Genomic DNA, 17,745 nt, shown 5'->3' with positions numbered 1-17,745 from the left:
TCGAATAGGTGCTTGAGTGTCAGTAGTCGGTCGAGACGAAGACGTTCTTCACCTCGGAGAAAGAGTCCGGGGCGTCCGGGCCGAGTTCGCGGCCGAGGCCGGACTGCTTGAAGCCGCCGAACGGCGTCCAGTAGCGCACCGAGGAGTGCGAGTTCACGGAGAGGTTGCCGGATTCGACGCCTCGCGCGACGCGCAGCGCGCGCCCGACGTCCCGCGTGAAGATCGAGCCCGAGAGCCCGTACTCGGTGTCGTTGGCCTTCGCGATCGCGTCCGCTTCATCCGTGAACGGCATGACGGCGACGACGGGCCCGAACAGCTCGTGCCGCCACACGTCGTCGTCCACGCTTCGGGGGAGGACGACGCGCGGGGCGAGCCAGAAGCCGTCCGAGTCGCCGACTGCTTGCCCAGGGCCGGCATCGGTGCCAACGCCGATGATCCGCCCGGTAAAGGCGATGTCGGCGCCGTCGAGATACGCCGCGACCGAGTCGCGCTGACGGGCCGAAATCAAAGGCCCCATCTCGGCGTCGGGCTGCGACGGGTCGCCGACGCGAAAGCCCTCGACCGCCGGCTGGAGGAGCTCGAGGAATCGCTCGTACACCGTGTGCTCGACGAGGATCCGCGACCGAGCGCAGCAGTCCTGGCCTGCGTTGTCGAACGCCCCGCCGGGGGCGCTCGCGGCGGCCTTCTCGAGGTCGGCGTCGGCGAAGACGATGTTCGCGCTCTTGCCGCCGAGCTCGAGCGTGACACGCTTGACCTGGTCTGCGCAGCCGCGCATGATCCCCTTGCCCACGGACGTGGACCCGGTGAAGCACACCTTGCGCACGAGCGGATGCGTCACAAACCGCTCCCCAACGATGCTGCCCTTGCCCGGGATGACCGTGAACACGCCCTCGGGGAGGCCCGCCTCGAGCGCGAGCTCGCCGAGCCGCATCGCGGTGAGCGGCGTGAGCTCGGCGGGCTTGAGGACCACCGTGTTGCCGGCCGCGAGCGCGGGCGCGAAGCCCCACCCCGCGATGGGCATCGGGAAGTTCCACGGGACGATGACACCGACCACGCCGAGCGGCTCGTGGAACGTCACATCAAGGCCGCCGGCCACGGGGATCTGCCGCCCGAAGTGCCGCTCGGGTGACGCGGAATAGTACGTGAGCACGTCGCGGACGTTCCCCGCTTCCCAGCGGGCGTTGCCGATCGTGTGGCCCGCGTTGGCGACCTCGAGCCACGCGAGCTCGTCGAGATGATCGTCGACGACGGCGGCGAACCGCCTCAGGAGGCGCGCCCGGTCCGCGGGGGCGACGGCCCGCCACGCGGGGAACGCGCGGTGGGCCTTCTCGATCGCGGCGTCGGTCTCGGCGAGGTCGGCGAGGGGCACGACGGCGACCGGTGCCGCCGTCGCCGGGTTGAGGACGGTGACGCTGCCGCCGGCGCCGAACGTCGTAGCAGGGATGCGCATGTCAGAGCCTTTCGAATCCGCGGCGGAGCTCCCAGTCGGTGATCGCCGCGTCGAAGGCGGCGAGCTCGATGTCCGCATAGTGGAGGTAGTGCTTCACAACGTCCTCGCCGAACGCCTCGGCCGCGATCGCCGACTGGGCGAAGGCCACGCGGGCCTCGCGCAGCGTGGTCGGAACAGTCGGTGCGCCGGATTCGTACGCGCTGCCGAGCGTCTGGGGCTCGAGCGGGAGCTCGTTCTCGATCCCGTAGAGGCCGCCCGCGAGCATCGCGGCGAGCGCGAGGTACGGGTTGACGTCCCCGCCGGGCAGGCGGTTTTCGAGGCGTGCGCCCTGGCCGTGGCCCACGAGGCGGATCGAGCACGTGCGGTTGTCGAGGCCCCAGGCCACGGCGGTCGGAGCGAACGAGCCCTTGACGAAGCGCTTGTACGAATTGATGTTCGGCGCGTAGAACAGGGTGAATTCGCGCATGGTCGCGAGAACGCCCGCGATGAAATGGTCGTAGACCGGGGTCCGCTCGCCCCCCTCCCAGAACACGAGCGAATCGTCGAGGCCGCGCAGCGACATGTGGATGTGGCACGAATTGCCCTCGCGCTCGTTCGGCTTCGCCATGAACGTGATGGATTTGCCGAACTGCTGTGCGATGTCCTTCGCCGCCGTCTTGTAGACGGAATGGTTGTCCGCGGTGGTGATGACGTCGTCGTACTTGAACGCGATCTCGTGCTGGCCGAGGTTGCATTCGCCCTTGGCCGATTCGACCGTCATCCCCGCGCCGTACATCGCGTTGCGAATTTCGCGCAGGAGCGGCTCGACCCTTGCTGAACCAAGGATCGAATAGTCCACGTTGTATTGGTTCGCCGGCTTGAGACCGCGGTAGCCGCTCGCCCACGCGTCCTCGTAGCTCGTGTCGTAGACGACGAACTCAAGCTCGGTCCCCGCGAGCGCCTTCCACCCGTGGGCCGCGGCGCGCTCGGCCTGGGCGCGGAGGATCTGGCGCGGCGAGACCCGCACGGGGCCGCCCTCCTCAAGAGCGAGGTCGCACTGGATCATCACACTCCCGGGGCGGTGCGGGAGCCGCCGGATCGTGCCGAGGTCCAGCTCGAAGACCATGTCCCCATAGCCCTTGTCCCAGGACGAAATGTCGTAGCCGTCAACCGTGTTCATCTCGACGTCCACGGCGAGAAGGTAATTGCAGCCCTCCGTCCCGTGCTCGAGGACGGAGTCGAGGAAGAACTGCGCATGCAGAAGCTTGCCCTGCAGGCGGCCCTGCATATCGGTGAAGGCGAGGATCACGGTGTCGATCTCACCGATATCGATCGCCGAGCGGAGCTGCTCTACAGTGAGCAGGCGATCGTTACGGACTGACATGGTTGACAGATTCATGCTGGTAACTCATTTCAAGAGGCCCTTGAGGAGGGCGGCGGTCGCGTCGCAATGCTCATGCATGACGAAGCGCGCGCGTTCGGCGTCGCCCTCGAGAATCGCGTGCACGATCGTGTAGTGCTGCTCATCCGAATTGGCGATGTTGGCTTGGAGGAACGGGATTTCGGCGAGGAATTGGTGGACCTTGGCCTGGACGAGGCTGCACGCCTTGGAGAGCTCGTCGGAGCCGCACACGGAGGCGATCGCGAGGTGGAGGCGGGCGTCGGCCTGCCGGTAGTCGGCGGGCGAGTTCGCCTTGCCGAGGTCCGCGAGGCATTCGGTGAGCAGCGCCCGCTGCTCGGGCCCGAGCGCCGTCTTGGCCGCGCGATACGCGGCCCCCGGCTCGATCACGGAGCGGAACACCACGATGTCTTCGATCTCGGCCTGGCGATCGTGCGAGGGATGCGCCTCGCCGGGCCATTCCCCCGCGAGCTGCTCGACGATCGTGCCGCCGCCCCGCCCGCGCGTCGTCGAGACGAACCCGGCAGCGCGCAGGGCGCTGATGGCTTCGCGGAGCGTCGCGCGGGAGACGTTGAGGCGTTCCGCGAGCTCGCGCTCGTTCGGCAGCTTCGAGCCGGGCCGGAAGATCCCGAGCTGAATGGCAGAACCGAGCTGCTCGACGCAGGATTCGAAGGCCATGTGGCCCCGAACGGGGTGGAGCATGGCGTCGACGAGAGGCGAATCCATCGTGCTGGTCATGGCGTCAGGCTATTCCTCGAGGAGCTTCTCGGCCTGAATCGTGAGATGCGAGGCCTCTTCCGCCGTCATGAAGTGCTTCCGTCCCTTCGCGAACCAGAGCGTCGTGGCGAGCAAGCCAACGACGACGACGGCGATCGGCGCGTAGTTGAACGTATCGACCGTGATCGGCGTGACGGGCGGGAGGACGAAGAGGACGACGATGAACGCGACCCAGACGACGGCGATCCAGCCCACGAGCGGGCTCCACCGGCCGAGATTCCACGGGCCTGGCGTGAAGTTCTTGTCGAGGCGGCGGAGCAGGACTGGTGTCACGTAGGCGATATAGAGGCCGATGACGGCGATCGACGTCACCGCGAGGTACGCCGTGTAGTTGAACAGAGCGGGTGCCGCGAGGACGATCGAGATCACGACGCACAGCCAGATCGAGTTGGTCGGCGTGCCCGTGCGCGGGTTCACCTGCGCCCAGAGGCGCGAGCCCGGGATCGCATTGTCGCGGGAGAACGCGTAGCTCATGCGCGAGTTCGCGGTCACCGAGGCCATGCCGCAGAAGAACTGCGCGCCGCACACGATGAAGAGCAGGAACTTCGCGACGGTCGGGTTGTTGAGCGCGTCGAGGAAGACCTGCGCCGGGGGAAGCCCCGTGGAGGTTCCCGAGAGGGCCGTGAGGCCGTCGTCGCTCCCGTCCTGGATCGCCGCTGTGATCGAGTACAGGAGGATCCAGCCGCCGATGATCGAGATGACGACGCTCATCACGATGCCGCGCGGGGCGGCGATAGAGGCGTTCTTGGTCTCTTCCGCGACGTGCGCGGAGGCGTCGTAGCCCGTGTAGGTGTACTGGGCCATGAGGAGGCCCATGAAGAAGACGTACGGGGCGAAGCTCCAGCCGGTCTGGTTATGCCAGGCCGTGAACGTCCACGCCGCCGACTGGTGAGCGGTCGGCATGATCCACAGCGCGCCCACGATGATCGCGACGCCGACGATGTGCCACCACGCCGAGACGTTCGAAAGGAGGCTCACGATCTTGACGCCGAACGTGTTGAGCAGGCCGTGCACGATGATGAGGACGATGAAGAGGACGAACGTTCCGACCGGGCTGGGCTCGACGCCCCACGTGAGATTCGCGAACGCCATCATGGTGACGGCGGCGCCATAGTCGATCGCCGCGGTCACCGCGACCTCGCCGAGGAAGTTGAACCAGCCGACGAACCAGGCCCACTGGCGCTTGTTGGTCTTCGCGAGGCGTCCGGCCCAGAAGTACAGGCCGCCGGCCGTGGGGTACTTCGAGCAGACCTCGGCCATCGCGAACGCGACGCACAGCACGAACGCGCCGGCGAGCGGCCAGCCCAGGTTGATGGCGGCCGGGCCGCCGGAGTTCAGGGCGATCGAGTACGAGGTGAAGCAGCCCGCGAGGATCGAGATGATCGAGAAGGAGACTGCGAAGTTCGAGAATCCGGACATGCCGCGCCGGAGTTCCTGCTTGTAGCCGAGCTCGGCGAGCACGGCCGCATCGCTGTCCACGGGCGCGTCGGGGATCTTGGTGGTTTCTTCACTCATGGATGTGCTGCCTGTCTTGGGGAGGAGCAGAACGTGATGAGTGATTGTTGCGTGGATCACACCGCTAAGTCAATGGCCTGACTTTAGACTTTTAACCATTACTGGCGGCTGCCGCTCGAGCCGGGGCGGTGGAGCGGCAGCTAGGGAATCGTGACGCGAGCTCGATCTCACTTTTCGACGGTGACGGGGCGCTGCCGCCGCCGGGCATTCGGAGCGGGCGCTTCCGTGCGCTCGAAGCCCTGGTACTTCGCGGCCCCGATCAGGACGGCGAGCGCCAGCAGGTCATAGACCGCCCACGTAACGTTCACGAGGGTTCCCAGCCCTTCGCCGAGGCCGAGCAGCCACCGCACGAGTCCCAGGAGGCAGGCGAGGGCGAGCAGCACCGCGACGATGGCCTGGAACCGGAGCAGCCGGAGCGGCTTGACGCCGGACTGGCGGGTCTTGGGCGTGACCGCAAAGCCGAGCGGGCGGCCGAACCAGACGTTCGCCGCGGCGGTGGTGCAGGCCCGGATCCACGTGGGGAAGAGCGCCAGGCTGTACTGCTGGCCGCGCCACGTGGGCGCGCCGTTGGCCGCGACGAGGAAAAGCGCCTGATTCAGGATCATGAACGGGACAAACCGGGCGAAGAACTCGAGGCTGAGCGCGTGCACGGGCAGGATCCCGGTCAACAGGTACACGAGAGGGCCCGCGAAGTAGATGACGGCGGCGAAGCCCGAGAGATAGCTCCACATCGTGCCGAGGTACATGAGCCGCTGCGCGAGCGAGAGGCCCCGCATGGTCAGGGGATTCTCCCGGAGCATGACCTGGATGGTGCCCTGCGCCCAGCGCAGCCGCTGGGAGAGCATCGAGGGCAGATCCTCCGGGGCAAGCCCGACGGCGAGGACCTCGTGGTGGTAGACGCTCCTCCACCCCGCCGCGTGCAGCCGCATCGACGTCGACATGTCCTCCGTCACGGAGATTGTCGAGAGCGGCATGACGGGCTGGGCCTCGTGCGCCCGATCGATGTTCGCGGCCTCCAGAACGGCCATGACCGACTCGAGGGCCCCGAGCGGGGAGAGGTCCCGCGCGGCGAGGCGGTCGACGGCGGCCGCGTACACGCCAGCGTCCTCGGCCAGCTCGTGCGGGTCGCCGAGTTCGAGGCGGAGCTGGGCGAGATCGGCATTGAGCGCCGCGAGATCCCCGGCGACCAGGTTCCGGACGGCCGCATCGGTCTGGCTCTGAACCCGGTAGGTCGCCTCCGCGATGGAGCCTCCCGCGGCGAGATCCCTGTTCCCCGCGGCGAAGGCCTCCTCGACGTGGGCCAAGAGGGCGGCCACACGCTTGTCCTTGGCCTCGGGACGACGGCGCGCGCGGCGGATCACGCGCTGCCCGGCGGCGAAGGCCGTGCGGACCCTGCGCTCGGTGTCGGCGACGTAGCCCGAGAGGCCGAGCTGCATGAGGGCCTCCCGGCGCATGACCGCGTTGGAGCCGCAGAAGAACGCGGCATTCCACCCATCCTTGCCCCGCATGATCGGTCCATAGAACAGGGGCGCCTGGCTCCCGAGCGGGTCGTCGGACTGGACGTTGCCGAACCACTGCGGGGACTGGACGAACGCCACCCGGCGGTCCGAGAAATACCCGAGCATCCGGTCCAGGATGTTCGGGTTCGGGACCTGGTCGGCGTCGAGGACGAGGAAGAACTCGCCCTGGGTCTGCTGGAGCGCGTTGTTGAGATTCCCGGCCTTCGCGTGCCGGGGCTTGCCGTCCCACTCGGCGCCGCGGCTGATGTACCCGGCGCCGAGCTGCTCGGCGGCCTCCTTCAGGTGCGGCCGCGCGCCGTCGTCCAAGACCCACGTCTGGTGCGGGTACTCGATCGCCAACGCCGCGCGGACGGTGGCGAGGACGAGCTCGGGCTCCTCGTTGTACGTCGTGATGAACACGTCCACCGTCAATCCGACGGCCGGATCGGGCGGCGAGGAGGCGTGATCCAGCGACCTCCAGGCGGCCAATGCGAAAAGCGAGACATCGATGAGCGAAAACGTCTCCGCCGCAACGAGGGGGACCGCAATCCACCATGCATCCCAATTCAGGGAGAAAAGCCAGCGCCAGGCCACGTAGTTCACCCCGAGAAGCAACGTGAAGACGATGACAACCCGGAGAACAAGTCGCCTCATGGGGCTTACAGTATCGGTCACTTATCTCGCGCCCCTAGTTCCATCACCACACCGATAGTCCTGTTACAGCTCACCGGATCCCCTTAGCTTCGTCTGGCGGCCAGAGCGGCGGCGGGAGCGGTGGCCGAGGCCCCGGAGCTGTCGATGCGCCAGTCGACTTCCTTGTTGTAGTCGAACCAGACGAACGCCGTGATGTCAGGCTGCGCGGCGAGGTAGGAGACGAGGGCGGTGTTCCAGTCGGCCTTCGAGCCGCCCGCCTCGGCCGAGGCAGTCTCGGCGATCATGATCGGCTTGCCGGGCGCGAGGCCGCGCAGCTGGCTCAGCCCGTCGCCGAACAGCGCGGACGGGACCGTCCATGAACTCCACGACTGCGAGGAGCCCCAGTTGTAGCCGTCCAGGGCGACGACGTCGACGTAGCCCGCGCCTGGGTACAGGCCGGAGAGCGGGGTCGAGCCCCAGTAGGGCACGTTGGGGCTCCAGACCCAGGAGACGTTGGACGCGCCCGTCGAGGCGACGACGTCGTGGACGTGGCGCCAGGCTGCGACGTAGTCGCCCAGCTGGTTGCCGTTGACGGACTCGGCCCACGGGTACCAGTTGCCGTTCATCTCGTGGGCGAAGCGGAGCATGACCGGCTTGCCCCACGAGGCAAGAGCGGTCCCCCACTGGCGGATGTACGTGTCGAAGTCGCCGGCGGCGATGCGGGCGAGGGCGTACGCGGGCTGGTTCACGCCGTTGCCCGACCAGAGCCACGGCTCCCACGTGACGAGGCTCGTGGCGCCGCGCGCGGAGACGGCATTCAGGTCCGCGATCGGGGCCGACTGGGAGAAGTCCTTGTACGAGAGCACGATCGAGGGGTTCTCGTTCACGAGGTTCGCGACGGCGTCGAGCTCGCTCGTCGCCTGCGGGCCGCCCGGCGTCGCCACCCCGAACCGCAGCGGCGCAGAGCTGATCGGCGGGGTGGCCGCCGTCGTCTTCTTCGTGCCGGTCGTCTTCGTCGCCGCCGCGCGGGCCCCCGCCACAGTCGAGGAGGGGCTCTTGTAGTCGGCACCGCTTCCGGGGCGCGGCGCGGCCTGCGAGGGCGCCGCCAGGCTCAGCAGGACCGTGAGGGCCAGCGCGATGCCGGCTGCGGCGGGCCCGGCGAGCTTCTTCTTGTGCACATGGACTCCCAGCTGGTCGGAAGAGAGGCCCTGCACGGGGTGCGAAGCCGCCCCACACGCCCGAGCGGCAGGCCTCCGTCCAGATCCTTGCAGGCGCCGGGCATCCCGCGCCAGAAGCTGGGTGAAGCCTTGGCAAATCCTGCGTAGGCCGCGCGCCGCACCGCAGAGGCGACCCGCGCCGCCGTCGTCCGCCGAAGGCTAGGCGGTGACGCCGAAGAGCTCGCCGATGCCCGCGAGATCGAGCGTGTGCGAGGTGTGATCGCGCTTCGCCTCGAGGTAGCGGACGTTCGACGCCGAGACGTGCACGCCCGTGGGGACGCGCTCGGCGACGTCGATGCCGAGGTCCTCGAGCTGGCGCGCCTTGTCCGGGTTGTTGCTCAGGAGGCGGATCCTCTCGGCACCCACGGCGAGCAGCATCTGCGCGGCAGCGCGGTAGTCGCGCTCGTCCTCGCCGCGGCCGAGGGCGAGGTTCGCCTCGTACGTGTCGAGGCCCTCGTCCTGGAGCGCATAGGCGTCGAGCTTCGCGTAGAGCCCGATGCCGCGGCCCTCTTGGCGCAGATAGAGGAGGAACCCGCCGGCCTCGGAGATCCGCTCGACCGCCTCACGGAGCTGGGGCCCGCAGTCGCAGCGCTGCGACCCGAACACGTCGCCGGTGAGGCATTCGCTGTGGGGACGCACGAGCGGCGGCTCGCCTCCCGCCGTCGAACGTTCGACGGCGCCGGCCCAGTCCCCGAGGCCCAGCAGCAGGTGCTCGCGGCCGTCGACGAGGTCGTGGAACGTGAAGACATCGGCGACCGTCTCGAAGCCGTCGGCGAAGCGGAGGGGGACGCGGACGCGAGTGCGGACATTCGCCGTCGGCAACGCTGCGGGGGCGGAAAGCTCAAGGTTCATGGTCAGCTCCAAAGGTTGACGCGGCAACTACAGGAGCCAACTCGCTTGATGATTCAAGTTATTCCGGTTTCCCGGAGAATTCTTCCGGAGTTCACCCGGGGACGTTAACGTTCCCCGCGTGAAGCGCTTCTTCGGAGAACCCGCAACCCTCTGGCCGTCCCTCCGGAACCGGCTGCACGTGTACGTGCTGCCGGACGACGAGCTGAGGTCTGCCCTCGTCGAACGGCAGCGGGCCCTCGACGGCGTCGACTACTGCTCCGTCCAGCCCGCCGAGTACCTGCACGCGACGGTCCAGCAGCTCTCCCGCACGAGCAGCGAAGCCGACCCCGCCGCCGTCGGCCGTTTCCTCGAACGCCTCGGCGACCTCGCCGCGGCGACCAAGCCGTTCGAGGTGCCGCTCGGCGCGCCCGTCGTCGACGACTTCGCGCTCGGCGCGCGGGGCCTTGCGACGCCCGAGTGGACGGCCCTCCTCGACGGCGTGCGCGCCGCCGCGGCGGACACCGTCAACGCGGGCCTACCGATCCCCGACCCGCCCTTCGCGCCCCACGTCACGCTCGGGTATGGCGTGGCCGAGGGCAGCGGCGAGCGCATCCAGGGCGCATCGGATTCCCTCGGTGGCGAGCCGCTGCCGCCTCTTGTGGTCTCCAGCATGCACTTCCTGGCCGTGCACCAGGACACCGAGCGGGGCACCTTCACGTGGGACACGACGACGGAGCTCGCCTTCGGCGGGTGACGGCCCGGGCGGCGCAGGCGTGCCGCTCCCCCGCACGGGGCTTCTCCGCACCGGGCGCCCTTCGCCGCAATGGTGCTGCGGCCCCGCAGCACAATAGCGGCGAAGCGGCGCAGCTGCGTGATCGCTCAGGTGAAGCCGAGGTCAGGCCGCCTTCGCGAATGCCCCGGCCCCCTGAGTCGTTCGGAGCTTTCGCGCACAACAACCATGCCCTCGTCGTTGTGGTGGGAATTCTCTCACTCGTCGTGGTGCTGTCAATGACGGCCGGCCTCGCTGGGCTCACTCGGGTCCTTGCCCGTCGGAGGCCTGTCATCGCAGTCCTGGCATCGGCCGTGATGGTCCAGGGGTTCCTCGCATACCTCATCATCGTGGGCACCGACAATGCGAACGCCGCGCTCGCGCTCTCGCAGCCCGAGACCGTGCTTGCCGCGGCCCTCGACGCCTCGACGAAGACGGTCCTGTTCAATGCCGCGTTCGTGCTGTTCCTCATCGGCCACGTTCTCGGACCGGTTCTCATGTGCATCGCGGTGTGGCGATCGAACTTCGCGCCGTGGCCGGTGGCCCTGCTGCTTCCTGTCGGTGCCATCGGGCATCTTGTGGCCGAAGTCGTCAGCGTGGCCGCCGCAGACATCGCCGCGTTCGCCGTGTTCGGCGCGGGCTTCGCCGCTCTGGGTTACCTCATGCTCCGACCGTGGCGGCTCTGAGCGCCGACAGGATCCGCCAGACCCAGAGCGGCGGCCCATGCCGGGGCCAAAGCCGGGCCGCGCCCTACACCGCCTCGAGCACGCTCACGTAGTTCGCGATCCCGACACCGCCCATGTTCTGCACCGCGGCCCGCCGGGGCGAGGGGAGCTGCATCGCGCCGGCCGTGCCGGTGAGCTGCATGGCGGCGAGGACGTGCTGCGAGACGCCGGTCGCGCCGACGGGGTGGCCCTTGGCCTTGAGCCCGCCGGAGACGTTGATCGGGAGGCGGCCCTCGCGGTACACCCAGCCCTCCTCGATCGCGCGGGAGCCCTGGCCGGCGGGCGTGAGGCCCATGGTCTCGTAGATGACGAGCTCGGCGATCGTGAAGCAGTCGTGGACCTCGGCGAAATCGAGGTCGTCGAGGCCGATTCCGGCCATCGCGAAGGCCCGCTCCCACGAGAGACGCGTCCCGGCGAATGCGGTCGGGTCGCGACGCTCGGCGGGGAGAAAGTCGTTCGCGTGGCCGAACCCGGCGAGCCGCACGGGCGCCGTCACGGCCCCCACGCGCGGTGCGAGAGATAGCACAACGGCCGCGGCGCCGTCGGACACCGGCGAGCAATCGGTGCGGCGCAGCGGGTCGGCGACCATCGGGTTCTTGTCCGAGACCGTCCGGCAGAACTCTTCCCCGAGGTCCCTGCGCAGCTGCGCGTACGGGTTGTCCACGCCGTTGCGGTGATTCTTCGCGGCGATGCTCCCGAGGACGTCCGAGACCGGCCCGTATCGCTTCTCGTAATGCTTCGCGACCTCGGCGAAAAGGGCGGTGAAACCGGCCGACGACGGCTGGCCGGCCATGTCGTAATCCGCGCCGAGGAGGGCCGCGCCAACCTTCTCCGCGCCCGCGGGCGTCATCATCTCGGCCCCGATCACGAGCACGTTCCGCGCCGTCCCCGCGAGGAGCGCCTTGGCGCCCTGCTGCACGGCGGCGGAACCAGACGCGCACGCGTTCTCGACGCGCGTCGCGGGGACGCCGAGCAGGTCCGGGGAGAGCTGGAGGGCGAGCGAAGACGGGAACGCGAGCGGCATCATGCCAGCGTTGAACTGGCCCACGTACACCTCATCGACCTGCCCCGGCTCAAGCCCGGCATGCGCGAGGGCCTCCCCCGCGACCTGCACGATGAGCGACTCGAGCGTCTCCTCGGACAGCTTCCCGAAGCGGCTGTGCCCCCAACCCGTGATGAGGACGTCCTTGCCGAAGTGTTCCTTGAGGCTCATGCGAGAACTCCTTCCAGAGAGTGGTCGACGTCGAAATCGGCTTCCGTCTTCTCTCGCACCTCGTCGAGGTCCACGCCGGGCGCGAGGCGACGGAGCACGAGGCGGCGAGCGCCGTCGTCGTTTGTTTCGCCCGCCCCGCCCGCCCGAGCCGTGGCGGCGGACCCGCCGGCGGCAGATCCATGCACGACGTCGAACACCGCGAGGTCCGTGATGATGCGGTCGACGACGCCGCGCCCCGTGAGCGGGAGGGTGCACTCCGCGACGATCTTGGGCGAGCCGTCCTTCGCGACGTGCTCGGTGAGCACGACGATGCGCGGCGTCCCGGCGACGAGGTCCATCGCCCCGCCCATGCCCTTGACCATCTTTCCGGGGATCTGCCAGTTGGCGAGGTCACCCGCGGCGGAGACCTGCATCGCCCCGAGCACCGCGACCTTGACGCGCCCGCCGCGGATCATGCCGAACGACTGCGCGGAGTCGAAGATGCTCCCGCCCGGCAGGACCGTCACGGTCTGCTTGCCCGCGTTGATGAGGTCGGCGTCCTCCTCCCCCTCGAACGGGAACGGGCCCATGCCGAGCAGTCCGTTCTCGCTCTGCAGCGTCACCCGCACGCCCTCGGGCAGGTTGTTCGCGACGAGGGTGGGGATGCCGATCCCGAGGTTGACGTAGTCGCCGTCGTTCAATTCCTCGGCCGCGATCGCGGCCATCTCATTCCGTGTCCAGGCCATGGCTTTCTCCTTCAGGCGATCGCATCCGCGAGCCGCGGGCGCACGGTGCGCTGCTCGATGTCCTTCACGCGCGCCCTCGCCCGCACGAGGTGCTGCACGTACACGCCCGGGGTGACGATGTGGTTGGGGTCGAGCTCGCCGATGCCGACGATCTCCTCGGCCTCCGCGATCGTGACCCGGCCGGCCGTGGCGACGACCGGGTTGAAGTTCCGGGCCGTGTACCGGTAGACGAGGTTGCCCTCGAGGTCGGCGGTGTGCGCGTGGACGAGCCCAACGTCCGCGACGATGCCCCGCTCCTGCACGTACTGCTTCCCGTCGAACTCGGCGTGCGGCTTGCCCTCCGCGACCAGTGTGCCGACGCCCGTGCGCGTGTAGAACGCCGGAATCCCGGCGCCGCCCGCGCGGAGCCGCTCCGCAAGCGTGCCCTGCGGGACGAACTCGACCTCGAGCTCCCCCGCGAGATACTGCTCCGCGAAGAGCCGGTTCTCCCCGACATACGAGGCCACGACCTTGCGCACCTGGCCCGACTCGAGCAGGACGCCGAGGCCCTTGCCGTCGACGCCCATGTTGTTCGAGACGACCGTCAGGTCCCTCACTCCGCTCTCCCGAACGGCCTCGATGAGGTCGGCGGGGATCCCGCTCAGGCCGAACCCGCCGACGGCGATCGTCGCGCCGTCGTGCAGGACCTCCGCCAAGACCTCGGAGGCGTCTCCCCTCAGCTTTCCCATGGACTGCCCTTTCGTTCACCACGTTGTGGACGGATGCAATGTCCCTCGAGGCTAGGAGGATCGATGCAAGCCATCAATGCCCTGCCTTGTCCTGGACGCACAGTGTGGACGTGGGCTGATCGATCGTCCACAATGTGGCTAGTTTCTGCGAGAAGTGAGGAGCTTGAAATTCAGATGGCGCAGGTTCAGGGCACACAGGTCGTGGGGCGCGTCGCGGAGCTCCTGCGGCTCATCGGAGGGAGGCCGGCGGGAGCGTCGACGGCGTGGCTCGTCCGCATGTCGGGCCTCACGCGCCCGACCGCCTACCGGATCCTGACGGCCCTCGCCGCAGAAGGGCTCCTCGACACCGACCCTGCGAACGGGAACTGGGTGCTCGGGACCGAACTCTTCCTGCTCGGCTCGGCGGCCTCGACTCGGTTCCCGTTCGAAGACCTCGCGCGGCCTAGCCTGCGCCGCGTCGCCGAGGAATCGGGCGAGAGCGCGTTCTACAGCATCCGCCGGAGCTCCGAGACTGTCTGCTTGCTCCGCGAGGAGGGGAGCTTCCCGGTGCGCTCGTTCGTGCTGCGCGAAGGCGTGCGGTTCCCGCTCGGCGTCGCGTCGGCCGGGACCGCGATCATGGCGTTCCTCCCCGACGAAGAGCAGGACGCCTTCCTTTCGCGCTGGGACGAACACGCGGGCGAATTCGCCTCCGGCCACACCGAGCCCATCGTGCGGAAGCAGCTCGCGGAGACGAGGCTGCAGGGCTACTCCCTCAATCCGGGGCTCGTCCTCGAGGGCAGCTGGGGCATGGGCGCGGCCGTCTTCGACCGCAACGGGAGCCCCGTGGGCGCCGTCTCCATCACAGGCATCGAGCCGCGCTTCCGGCCTGAGCGACAGGAGTTCCTCGGGAGGCTCCTCTTGGAGGAGGCGCACCGCATCAGCGCGCGGCTGCCGGGGCGGCCCTAACAGCCGGGCCGCGCGCGGCGACGGAATGCGCGGAAGCCACCTGCGCCGTCGTCCGTCGTCGGGGCGGATGACGACGGGCGGACGACGGCGGGCGGGCGACGACGCGCAGTGCCACGAGCGCCGTCACCTGTCCGTGCGCGGTAGCGCCGGGAGGGCCGCGAGGACGGCGGCGCGGTTCTCGCCCGCGGCCGCGAGGAGGTCCGCGACGATGGGCCGCAGGAGGAGGACGAGCGACTGGCCCTCCACAGTGCAGTCGGCAAAGTGCTCCGGATCGAGAGCCGCGGCGATCTCGGCGAGGGCACCCGCGCCGTCGGCCTCGGCACGGAGCGTGCGCGAGTCGCGGACCAGCTCGTGTCCCAGCGCGATCGACGCGCCCGAGAGGCCGTCGAGGAGGGAAGCGAGCTCGAGCCGCCCCGCAGTATCGAGCGCCCGGTGTTCGAGGGCGAACACGAGCCGCCGGCAGAAGATCCGACTGCCCCTCAAGGCGAAGTCGACGTGCCGGACCCCTTCCTCGAGGGAGCTCACATAGCCCCGCCGCGACCAGCGGAGCGGCGAGAAGACGGCGGACTCGCCTGCCTGCTCGACGACTCGCGCGGCGTTCTCGATGAGCTGTTGGGTTTCGCGCCCCTCGAGCAGCGCGCTCCACGCCTTCTGCGGCGACCCTTCGAGCAGCGCCTGCGAGGCGCCGTCGAGCATCTTCGCGAGGGCGGCGGTGAGTCGGAGCACGGCGCGGCCCGGCCGGCGCGTATCCCGCTCCGGCACGAGCGCGACGGCGATGAGGGCGCTCGCCCCGCCGACGGCCGAGTCGACGCTCGTCGCAAGGACGCCGTCGAAGGAGACGGGCGCCATGGAGACGAGCAGCGATTGGATCGCGAGCTGGGTGGCGAAGAGCGGGCCGCCGCCGAGGATCCGCGCGACCGTCACGGTGACGACGACGATGACGAGCGCCTGCCAAGCGCCCCGGCCGAGCGCCGTCGCGAGGACGCCGCCCAGGATGACCCCCGCCGTGCAGCCGCCGGCCACCTGCACGGCGCGCGGCAGCCGCCGCTCGTTCGAGAACTGCAGGGTGATGAGCGCGGACACCGCGGCAAATGTCGGCGTCGTGTGGCCCAGGACGAGGTGGGCGAAGCTGTACGCGCCGACCGCGCACAGGCCGAGCCTCAGGGCGTACTCGAACGACGACGCCGACCGACGCAGGCGAGAGGCGACGAACCGCTTGACATCCACACACACGATGGAAGCAAAGCCGGGAAACGGCGGCGCGTCGCCGACGTTTCCTCCGCTTTTCCCGCCGCTCACGGCGCGCAATTCCGGGGCTCGACGACGATATTCGGGCAACGTGATATTGCTTACGTAGGCGGCGGCGGGCCGACCCCGGCAGAGCGGAGCGCATTCGATGAACCAGACCGAACCCGCCACGGATTCCGTGGTTGAAGCGGCACGCGGAATCTGGCTCGTGCGCGGCGGCTCGTCGAACTGGATCATCGTGAAGGATCCCGAGAGCGCTTCCTTCACCCTCATCGACGGTGGCTATCCGGCGGACTATCCGGCGCTCGTCACGTCGCTCGGGCTTCTGGGGCTTCGGCCGCAAGACTGCGCGGCGGCGCTCGTGACGCACGGCCACGTGGACCATATCGGCGGGCTTCAGCGGCTCGAGGCGGACTACGGCGTGCCGGTGCTGTGCCATGCGGACGAGGCCGCCAACCTCATGGGACCCGACCGAGAGCAGGTCACGCTCGCCCGGATCGTCCCGCAGCTGTGGCGCGGGAGGGTGCGGCGTTGGCTGCGGCTCGCCCTCTCACTGGACGCCCTCGAACCTGTCTCGATCACGCCGTCGTCCGCCTTCCGCGACGGCGACCGGCTCGACGTCCCGGGCTCGCCCACGGTCCTGCATTTCCCGGGGCACACCTCCGGCGCCTCGGCGTTCCTCTTCGACATCGACGGCGAGCGGATCCTCGTGAGCGGCGACGTCGCCGTCACGGCGCACGAGACGCTTCCCGGCGGCGCGCCCCGCGCTCAGCTCCTGCCGCCGATGTTCCACCGTGACCGCGCCGTGGCCGGGGCGAGCCTCGAGCGGCTCCTCGCGCTCAAGCCGGACGTCCTGCTGCCGGGGCATGGGCCGGCGCTGCGGGTGGGGTAGGGCTCAGCGGCAGATCTTCTAGTCGGCGGAGGTGATCGCTGATTCTCTGCCACATCTCCAACGTTGTACTGTGACTCCAACGTTGTACTGGGACCTGACGTGCGATGCGGAAGCACAGGCTGCGAGGGAGGGACACATGGCCGTGACCATGAGGGAGGTGGCCGCTGCCGCGGGAGTCTCGATCAAGACGGTCTCCAATGTCATCAACGACTACCCGGCCATCCGGCCGGCGACGCGCGAGCGTGTGCTGGCGGCCATCAGGGAGCTGGGGTATCAGCCGAACCTCTCAGCCAGGGGGCTGCGCTCAGGCCGCACGGGGGTCATCAGCCTCATCATCCCCGACCTGAAGAACGCCTATTTCGCAGAGCTCGCCGACGCCGTCATGCGGGCAGCCGCCAAGGAGCGGCTCGCGGTGATCATCGAGCAGAGCGGCGGGGACCGCGACGTGGAGCTCGAGATCCTCCATGGCCCGCGCATGCGGATGGTCGACGGCGTGCTGTATAGCGTCCTGGGCGTGGGGCAGGAGGACACGGCGCTCATCGCTGACGTCCCGACGCCGATGGTCCTGCTGGGCGAGCGGATCTTCAACGGGCCGGCGGACCACGTGACCATGCGCAATGTCGAAGCCGCACAGGCAGCAACGGAGCACCTGCTATCGCTTGGCCGACGCCGGCTCCTGGCCTTCGGCAGGCACCCCCATGAGAAGGTCGGCTCGGCAGGCCTGCGCCTCAAGGGGTATCAGCGGGCTTTGGAGGCTCGCGGGATCCCCTACGACGAGAGCCTGGCCATCGAGGTCCGCCGGTGGCACCGGTCCGACGGCGCCGAGGCGATGCGGAAGGTCCTGACTTCGGGCCTCGAGTTCGACGGCGTGATGGCCTTCAACGATTCGATCGCCCTCGGAGCCATGCGCGTGCTCCAAGAGGCCGGGCTGCGGATTCCGGGCGACGTCGCGATCATCGGCTTCGACGACATCGACGAGACGCGCTACAGCCTCCCCACGCTGTCGACGATCGACCCTGGCCGCGAGGAGATCGCGGAGACGGCTGTGCGCATGCTCCAAGAACGCATCAAGGCCGACGACGGCCCTCCCCCGAGGGAGTTCGAAGCGGTCTTCCGCCTCGTCGCCCGCGAGTCCACGGACACCGTCCCGCACTGACCGGGGCGCTTTCCCAGAACCCTTGACATCGTGAGCTGGATCAT

General features: G+C 69.1%; 16 protein-coding genes. 5 read left to right on the top strand and 11 right to left on the bottom strand.

The window, feature by feature from the left end:
• Window positions 1–19 precede the first annotated feature (19 nt).
• From SPF06_RS08455 to SPF06_RS08425, 7 genes are all read right to left on the bottom strand, one after another.
• A complete protein-coding gene (locus SPF06_RS08455; RefSeq protein ID WP_323278598.1) occupies window positions 20–1,450 on the bottom strand; it encodes an aldehyde dehydrogenase family protein in 1,431 nt (476 codons plus the stop codon).
• A 1-nt stretch (window position 1,451) separates the two neighbouring features.
• On the bottom strand, window positions 1,452–2,813 hold the full coding sequence (locus SPF06_RS08450) for a glutamine synthetase family protein (RefSeq protein ID WP_323278597.1): 1,362 nt from the start codon (window positions 2,811–2,813) through the stop codon (window positions 1,452–1,454).
• Between the two features lie 24 nt (window positions 2,814–2,837).
• Complete coding sequence (locus tag SPF06_RS08445) at window positions 2,838–3,566, bottom strand: FadR/GntR family transcriptional regulator (RefSeq protein ID WP_323278596.1); 729 nt, start codon at window positions 3,564–3,566, stop codon at window positions 2,838–2,840.
• A gap of 9 nt (window positions 3,567–3,575) precedes the next feature.
• Entirely contained in the window at window positions 3,576–5,120 is a 1,545-nt protein-coding gene (locus SPF06_RS08440; protein WP_323278595.1) for an amino acid permease, read from the bottom strand.
• 167 nt (window positions 5,121–5,287) lie between these two features.
• The gene (locus SPF06_RS08435) at window positions 5,288–7,273 is read right to left on the bottom strand and encodes a glycosyltransferase (RefSeq protein ID WP_323278594.1); all 1,986 of its coding nucleotides are present in this window, start codon (window positions 7,271–7,273) and stop codon (window positions 5,288–5,290) included.
• Window positions 7,274–7,356: 83 nt separating this feature from the next.
• A complete protein-coding gene (locus SPF06_RS08430; protein WP_323278593.1) occupies window positions 7,357–8,430 on the bottom strand; it encodes a glycoside hydrolase family 26 protein in 1,074 nt (357 codons plus the stop codon).
• A 198-nt stretch (window positions 8,431–8,628) separates the two neighbouring features.
• A complete protein-coding gene (locus SPF06_RS08425; RefSeq protein WP_323278592.1) occupies window positions 8,629–9,321 on the bottom strand; it encodes a GTP cyclohydrolase II in 693 nt (230 codons plus the stop codon).
• Window positions 9,322–9,439: 118 nt separating this feature from the next.
• On the opposite strand from SPF06_RS08425, the gene SPF06_RS08420 reads away from it, so the two are divergent.
• On the top strand, window positions 9,440–10,054 hold the full coding sequence (locus SPF06_RS08420; protein WP_323278591.1) for a 2'-5' RNA ligase family protein: 615 nt from the start codon (window positions 9,440–9,442) through the stop codon (window positions 10,052–10,054).
• Window positions 10,018–10,755 carry a DUF4386 family protein gene (locus SPF06_RS08415; RefSeq protein ID WP_323278590.1) on the top strand — a complete coding sequence of 246 codons (738 nt, stop codon included), beginning with the start codon at window positions 10,018–10,020 and terminating at the stop codon, window positions 10,753–10,755. Before SPF06_RS08420 ends, SPF06_RS08415 begins: the two co-directional genes overlap by 37 nt.
• A 64-nt stretch (window positions 10,756–10,819) precedes the next feature.
• Here SPF06_RS08415 and SPF06_RS08410 read toward each other — a convergent pair whose 3' ends face one another.
• The 3 genes from SPF06_RS08410 to SPF06_RS08400 are packed head-to-tail and all read right to left on the bottom strand — an operon-like array spanning window position 10,820 to window position 13,460.
• A complete protein-coding gene (locus SPF06_RS08410; RefSeq protein ID WP_323278589.1) occupies window positions 10,820–12,007 on the bottom strand; it encodes an acetyl-CoA acetyltransferase in 1,188 nt (395 codons plus the stop codon).
• Window positions 12,004–12,732, bottom strand: a complete 729-nt coding sequence (locus SPF06_RS08405; protein WP_323278588.1) for a CoA transferase subunit B — start codon at window positions 12,730–12,732, stop codon at window positions 12,004–12,006. Before SPF06_RS08405 ends, SPF06_RS08410 begins: the two co-directional genes overlap by 4 nt.
• A gap of 11 nt (window positions 12,733–12,743) precedes the next feature.
• Window positions 12,744–13,460 carry a CoA transferase subunit A gene (locus SPF06_RS08400; RefSeq protein WP_323278587.1) on the bottom strand — a complete coding sequence of 239 codons (717 nt, stop codon included), beginning with the start codon at window positions 13,458–13,460 and terminating at the stop codon, window positions 12,744–12,746.
• Between the two features lie 174 nt (window positions 13,461–13,634).
• Here SPF06_RS08400 and SPF06_RS08395 point away from each other — a divergent pair, with 174 nt between their 5' ends.
• Window positions 13,635–14,405, top strand: a complete 771-nt coding sequence (locus SPF06_RS08395) for an IclR family transcriptional regulator (protein WP_323278586.1) — start codon at window positions 13,635–13,637, stop codon at window positions 14,403–14,405.
• A gap of 123 nt (window positions 14,406–14,528) precedes the next feature.
• Here SPF06_RS08395 and SPF06_RS08390 read toward each other — a convergent pair whose 3' ends face one another.
• Window positions 14,529–15,632, bottom strand: coding sequence for an FUSC family protein (locus SPF06_RS08390; protein ID WP_323278585.1), 1,104 nt, complete (start codon window positions 15,630–15,632; stop codon window positions 14,529–14,531).
• Between the two features lie 169 nt (window positions 15,633–15,801).
• Between SPF06_RS08390 and SPF06_RS08385 the strand changes: the two genes are divergently transcribed.
• Together SPF06_RS08385 and SPF06_RS08380 are read left to right on the top strand one after the other, a co-directional pair.
• Complete coding sequence (locus tag SPF06_RS08385) at window positions 15,802–16,545, top strand: MBL fold metallo-hydrolase (RefSeq protein ID WP_323278584.1); 744 nt, start codon at window positions 15,802–15,804, stop codon at window positions 16,543–16,545.
• A gap of 136 nt (window positions 16,546–16,681) precedes the next feature.
• Complete coding sequence (locus tag SPF06_RS08380) at window positions 16,682–17,701, top strand: LacI family DNA-binding transcriptional regulator (protein ID WP_323278583.1); 1,020 nt, start codon at window positions 16,682–16,684, stop codon at window positions 17,699–17,701.
• The last annotated feature ends 44 nt before the right edge of the window (window positions 17,702–17,745 follow it).

Source organism: Sinomonas terricola (genome assembly GCF_034931225.1).
Classification (GTDB): domain Bacteria; phylum Actinomycetota; class Actinomycetes; order Actinomycetales; family Micrococcaceae; genus Sinomonas; species Sinomonas terricola.
Note: the sequence above shows the minus strand (reverse complement) of the source record. Positions and strands in the feature narration are given on the sequence as shown.

Coding starts and splice junctions, on each gene's coding strand:
- SPF06_RS08455 (WP_323278598.1), bottom strand. CDS start 1,450: ATGCGCATCCCTGCTACGACGTTCGGCGCCGGCGGCAGCGTCACCGTC.
- SPF06_RS08450 (WP_323278597.1), bottom strand. CDS start 2,813: ATGTCAGTCCGTAACGATCGCCTGCTCACTGTAGAGCAGCTCCGCTCG.
- SPF06_RS08445 (WP_323278596.1), bottom strand. CDS start 3,566: ATGACCAGCACGATGGATTCGCCTCTCGTCGACGCCATGCTCCACCCC.
- SPF06_RS08440 (WP_323278595.1), bottom strand. CDS start 5,120: ATGAGTGAAGAAACCACCAAGATCCCCGACGCGCCCGTGGACAGCGAT.
- SPF06_RS08435 (WP_323278594.1), bottom strand. CDS start 7,273: ATGAGGCGACTTGTTCTCCGGGTTGTCATCGTCTTCACGTTGCTTCTC.
- SPF06_RS08425 (WP_323278592.1), bottom strand. CDS start 9,321: ATGAACCTTGAGCTTTCCGCCCCCGCAGCGTTGCCGACGGCGAATGTC.
- SPF06_RS08410 (WP_323278589.1), bottom strand. CDS start 12,007: ATGAGCCTCAAGGAACACTTCGGCAAGGACGTCCTCATCACGGGTTGG.
- SPF06_RS08405 (WP_323278588.1), bottom strand. CDS start 12,732: ATGGCCTGGACACGGAATGAGATGGCCGCGATCGCGGCCGAGGAATTG.
- SPF06_RS08400 (WP_323278587.1), bottom strand. CDS start 13,460: ATGGGAAAGCTGAGGGGAGACGCCTCCGAGGTCTTGGCGGAGGTCCTG.
- SPF06_RS08395 (WP_323278586.1), top strand. CDS start 13,635: ATGGCGCAGGTTCAGGGCACACAGGTCGTGGGGCGCGTCGCGGAGCTC.
- SPF06_RS08385 (WP_323278584.1), top strand. CDS start 15,802: ATGAACCAGACCGAACCCGCCACGGATTCCGTGGTTGAAGCGGCACGC.
- SPF06_RS08380 (WP_323278583.1), top strand. CDS start 16,682: ATGGCCGTGACCATGAGGGAGGTGGCCGCTGCCGCGGGAGTCTCGATC.